Below are 5,107 nucleotides of genomic sequence, written 5' to 3' on the forward strand. Positions count from 1 at the left end.
GGTCTGTTTGCTCACAAAACGGGCATTTTACCTCAACCGTTGCCATCAGGCTCTTCTTCTAAATATTTAGGAAAACAGATGAACATTCTACCTGACGATCACCGAGTTGAATACGTGACCCAACAGGCTTACTTAAGGCATAAAGATCCCGATCTGTTTTCCAGTAACACCACACCAACCCTATTTATCTCTCTCCCCGATGCATAATGCGCCAGCCCTTACCGGCTGGCGCATTTGCTTTTATGTATGGACCACAAACTATGCAAAGTGAACCCGAGGTTTTGACCGAACACACCGAGCTGATCTGCTCGACCAATATCGAACGTATCGTTACTGGACGTAATTCCGCGCTGCAACAGATAGAACAGCTTCTCAACCAGCTACGGGCGATCTCAACACTAACAGCAACTATTGGCGGAGGCACCGCTGAAGACTGGGCGTTAAAGCAAGGGCATCGATACGACTGCTGGCTGACAGAAATGCCTGACAAGGCGATGCCCGCCATCATTCGCACACTGGATCGTAATATCTGGCGCGACCTGATGTTGAAATCCGGCATGTTGACGCTGATGGATGCTGAAGCGCGTAGCCAGTGGCATAAAAATCTGGATGAGGGTGAGCTACCGGTCATCAGCGAAGCCAATATTCTCAGCACCTTTGAGCAATTTCATCAGAGTAAACAAGAGGTATTCGAGCGTGGGGTAATCAATGTATTCAAAGGGCTGTCCTGGGATTACAAGACCAATCACCCTTGCTACTTCGGTAAGAAAATCATCATCAGCAATCTGGTGACCTACAATCGTTGGGGCTTTGGCCTGAACTGGGGCTGGCGACGCGATCAACTGGCCGATCTAGAGCGTATGCTGTATCTGCTGGACGGCAAACCGATCCCCGATAACCGAGGCGATATCACCATCCGGCTGATGGACCATATCCGTGATAATCCCCATCAGCAGGAATACGAGGATGAGTTCTTTAGTGTGCGTTACTTTCAGAAAGGCACCGGGCATCTCACCTTTAAACGTCCTGACTTGATCGATCAGATGAACGACATTATTGCCAAACATTATCCGGGGGTGTTGGCCGAACGGTAGTCACTTCCTTTCTGGTAAGCGTGGTATTCATGCCTATTTCCTCCCCCAAAATTTGTTATTATTGCGGCAGATTAGCATTGGATTGCTAAAAGGAGCTGGTTTGTATGCCGATCCCTGAACGTCCCAAGATTTACCACATCCTTCACATTGATCGACTCCATTCGATCATTGCCGAAGGGTTGTTGTCTGACGAGCAAATCTCGGTTCGTCATGGTGCCGGTACAATGATAGGCATGAGTAGCATTAAACAGCGTCGGCTCCATGAGTTGACGCTCACAAACCATCCCAATCTGTATGTGGGACAATGCGTACCTTTTTATTTTTGTCCCCGCTCTGTCATGCTATACCTGATATACAGGTCCAATCATCCAGAGTTGGCATACCGTGGTGGTCAGGAGCCTATTTTGCATCTTGAAGCTGATCTCTATGCAACCATGGCATGGGCAGAGCAACATCACCAACGTTGGGCGTTTACGTTATCCAATGCCGGTTCACTTTATTTCGAAGATCGTTGTCAACAATCCCAGCTTGGAGAGCTGAACTGGGACGCGATACAAAGTAATCAGTGGAGCGGTGGTAATGGAACTAAAGAGGCGAAACAGGCTGAATTTTTGATTGAGCGCTGTTTCCCTTGGCATTTAATTGAGCGCATCGGTGTTCATTCACCTTTGATTTATCAGCAGGTTGCTAACATTATCCCGCTTGGTGGGCATCGTCCTCCTGTTGAGGTGAAACGAGAATGGTACTACTGATGAGGATTTCATAATGATTGAATACAGACAGGGTGACATCCTCCAGGCAGAGACTGAGGCCATCATCAATACTGTGAATTGCGTCGGCGTAATGGGGCGGGGCATTGCATTGCAATTTAAAAATGCCTACCCGGATAACTTCAAAGCTTATGCTGCATCCTGTAAAGCAGAACAAGTGGTGCCTGGCAAAATGTTTGTCTTTGAGACCGGGCAGTTAACCAACCCGCGTTATATCATTAACTTTCCGACCAAACGTCATTGGAAAGGAAAAAGTCGCCTTGAAGATATCGTTGCTGGGTTGGACGATCTGGTTGCAGTGATCCGACAATATGATATTCGTTCTATTGCCATCCCCCCATTGGGGAGTGGCTTAGGCGGCCTGGACTGGCAAGATGTTAAGCCCCTGATTGAGTCTGCCGTTCAACCGCTTGAGTCCGTGCAAATTGCGATTTACGATCCCAACGGTGCACCGTCATCAGAACGTATGGTTCATAAAACAGAAGTGCCAAAAATGACGGCAGGGCGAGCCGCGCTGGTTGAACTGATGCAGCGTTATCTTAATGGATTGTTAGATCCGTTCATCTCTTTACTCGAATTACATAAACTGATGTATTTCATGCAGGAATCTGGAGAACCGTTACGCCTTAAGTACCAGAAAGCGCATTATGGGCCTTATGCGGAAAACCTTCGGCATGTGCTTAACGCGATTGAAGGGCATATGATCTCTGGGTATTCAGATGGCGGCGATATGCCTGATAAGCAGCTCTCGCTGGTTCCCGGAGTGGCAGAAGAGGCAAAAACGTTTCTTGAGCAGCAGGAAGAGACTTACCGCCGCTTTCAGAAAGTCTCGGATTTGGTGGAGGGTTTTGAGTCGCCTTTTGGTCTGGAACTACTTTCAACAGTTCACTGGACAATGCAATATGAATCGCTGACGTCCCCTGAAGATGTTACTGATTTTATCTATGCCTGGAATGAGAGAAAGCGGCAGTTCACACCGCGTCAGATATCTTTAGCCGTAGATACATTGCATCGCAAAGGGTGGTTAACTTCAAGCGTTGCTTAGGTTTAGTTTTTGCTTAAATACTTGCATGGCTCTTGCTGTTCTGGAGACTAAGAGCCATGCTCCTTATTTGTTTTTTATTTACCACCAAACTGAACTTTAACGACATTATCTGGCATCGATACCGATGGGTTAATGATTTCCTGTTGAATAAAATCACCCCAGCGTAGAAATAGCTTTTTCAGTTTGTCCGCTTGTTGCCCAACTTGATAAGTCCGAATTAATCGATCTTTAGGAACGTGGTTCAGCAGAAGCTCTATCAGGCGTTCTGGTGCATCCAAATATTCCGCACAGCCCGTGGCCACGCTGCGACGTAAGTCATGAGGAGAGAAGGGCGCAAGTTCCGCAAGATATTTGATCTCACACGCTCCAAAGCACGTGTGAGGGCATCACCGGTTATAGGAAATCCAGGCTTGCTGATGGAGCCGAAAACATACGCCCTTTCAGTGATCACGCGCTGTTCTTGAATGAGGGATAGGGCGTGGGGATGTAGTGTGACAATATGGCTTTTGCCATTTTTTGTAGCAGGAATAGTCCAACGGTCGCCGTTAATTTGATCCCAACGCATTTCTGCTGCTTCTGACCGACGAACACCCGTGAATATGATCAGGCGAAGTGCATTCGCAACGGATAATGACATCACCACGCTGGATGCGATCCCGCGACCACCCGCAGCAACAGAACCTCCGCCAATAGAGGCTTCATTCAGCACTTGCCAAAGCATGTGAAGCTCATCTTGCGGTAACCAACGTTCACGCGGTTTACCCATTGATGCACCAAACATGGCAGGTTTGAGCAAACGAGCGGGGTTGTGCTCAATGAGCCCTTGCAACGTGGCATGATCAAGGGTCAGATTCAGGATGATTAACCCTTTGCGAACCCCTTCTGCACTGTCCTTTCTCACGCGACTGAGATGCTCGAAAATGACTGAACGTGAAAGATCGTTAACGCGCATATTACCCAAAGCCTTTTCGAGATGGCGGCGATAGGTGCCTTCATAGTCGGCAATGGTACGAGTGCTGATGGGTTTGCTCTCTGTTCTGAATGCCAACCAGTTTTGCCACAAGTCAGCGAATATTGGCATTTGCTCGTTTTGCTGTTTCTCATTTTTTCTGGCGTAACGAGGGTCAATGCCTTTTTTTACTAACTCAGCGGCTTCAGCATGGGCTTGGCGAGCCTGAGCCAGCCCCATAGCCGGGTAGCTACCCAATGTCAGCTTGATTTGCTTTTGTGCGATCCTGTAACGATAAATCCAGCTTTTACTTTCGCTGCCATGGCGAACACGAATGTAGAGGCCCCCGCCCGCTTTTGATTTAACTGAGACAACATTTTCTTTTTCTTCTTCAGTAACTGAAAGGGAAGCTAACTGCCGATCCTGAGTGATGATGAGTGCCATAATGGGTCCTTTTCGGGGTACACTCTCGGGTACACAGTTAGCATGATATCAGGGGAAACGGCAGCGAACGAGTGGAAACCTAAATGTTGATTAATTATTTGATTTTAAAAAACAAACCATCAATATTTGAACGAGGGAAACAGAGGGAAACATCAGTCTATTGAGTTCGTAATGCGAAGGTCGTAGGTTCGACTCCTATTATCGGCACCATCTTTTCTCGTAAAATCATCAAGTTACTATTTCAGTGTTTCGCTTTGTTCAACACTCATGTGCAATTTTGCGCGTTGTAGGTATGGCAAAATTGTGGCAACAATAATTGTTTAATTTAGCACTACAAAGCGAAAGCCTGTATGAGTTCAATTGCGTCTCATATTTGAAATTTTGTGGGGGAAGGCGTAAGATAATAATGCTCTTTAGCGTATTATGGATTTACCACCTGATTGGTCAAATCTAGTTGGGCGTTGCGCCAAACTCTAATTTATTGATTACATTTACAGTTGCGGAACAAACTTTTTGAGCCGCAATCCAGTAGGTTGCGGATCAAAAAGTTTGTTCCGCGGCTTCAAGTAAAGAGCCAGGACCTCGGGATGGACAGGGAACTTAGAGCTCCTTGTTCATCTCTTGGTACTAGTTATTGACTGGTAAACGGAACAAGCTGGTAATGAGCATTGACATTGAAACGACGGTCACGTATTCAATATGTAGATCAGGTCATTGCAGATAATGTTCACGTTCGATGAATGTGCCGATTATCTTGTCATGCATTTCCACTGATTTTGAGTACCCGATAGTTTTACGATTCAGT

General features: G+C 46.7%; 7 protein-coding genes. 4 read left to right on the forward strand and 3 right to left on the reverse strand.

What is annotated here, in order from left to right:
* The 4 genes from Q3A88_RS21465 to Q3A88_RS21480 all read left to right on the forward strand — a co-directional run.
* Positions 1-207, forward strand: a 207-nt coding sequence (locus Q3A88_RS21465; RefSeq protein ID WP_317178624.1) for a hypothetical protein, incomplete at its 5' end; no start/stop codon positions are given.
* Positions 208-260: 53 nt separating this feature from the next.
* On the forward strand, positions 261-1,094 hold the full coding sequence (locus Q3A88_RS21470; protein WP_317178625.1) for a DUF4942 domain-containing protein: 834 nt from the start codon (positions 261-263) through the stop codon (positions 1,092-1,094).
* A 104-nt stretch (positions 1,095-1,198) separates the two neighbouring features.
* Positions 1,199-1,846 carry a DUF4433 domain-containing protein gene (locus tag Q3A88_RS21475; RefSeq protein ID WP_039308186.1) on the forward strand — a complete coding sequence of 216 codons (648 nt, stop codon included), beginning with the start codon at positions 1,199-1,201 and terminating at the stop codon, positions 1,844-1,846.
* A 13-nt stretch (positions 1,847-1,859) separates the two neighbouring features.
* Complete coding sequence (locus Q3A88_RS21480; RefSeq protein ID WP_233991321.1) at positions 1,860-2,909, forward strand: macro domain-containing protein; 1,050 nt, start codon at positions 1,860-1,862, stop codon at positions 2,907-2,909.
* A gap of 74 nt (positions 2,910-2,983) precedes the next feature.
* Here the strand turns inward: Q3A88_RS21480 and Q3A88_RS21925 are convergent, their stop codons facing one another.
* From Q3A88_RS21925 to Q3A88_RS21490, 3 genes are all read right to left on the reverse strand, one after another.
* Positions 2,984-3,187: a hypothetical protein gene (locus tag Q3A88_RS21925; protein WP_410522774.1), complete on the reverse strand. Its 204-nt coding sequence runs from the start codon at positions 3,185-3,187 to the stop codon at positions 2,984-2,986.
* Positions 3,166-4,302 (reverse strand): tyrosine-type recombinase/integrase, encoded by a 1,137-nt coding sequence (locus Q3A88_RS21485; RefSeq protein WP_410522775.1) that lies wholly within the window; start codon positions 4,300-4,302, stop codon positions 3,166-3,168. The genes Q3A88_RS21925 and Q3A88_RS21485 overlap by 22 nt, the downstream gene beginning before the upstream one ends.
* Positions 4,303-5,013: 711 nt before the next feature.
* A partial coding sequence (locus tag Q3A88_RS21490) for an IS1 family transposase (RefSeq protein WP_317177888.1) occupies positions 5,014-5,107 on the reverse strand: 94 nt, incomplete at its 5' end.

Origin of the sequence: Pectobacterium sp. HCp5_1 (genome assembly GCF_032905925.1) — a bacterium.
Lineage (GTDB): Bacteria > Pseudomonadota > Gammaproteobacteria > Enterobacterales > Enterobacteriaceae > Pectobacterium > Pectobacterium brasiliense_A.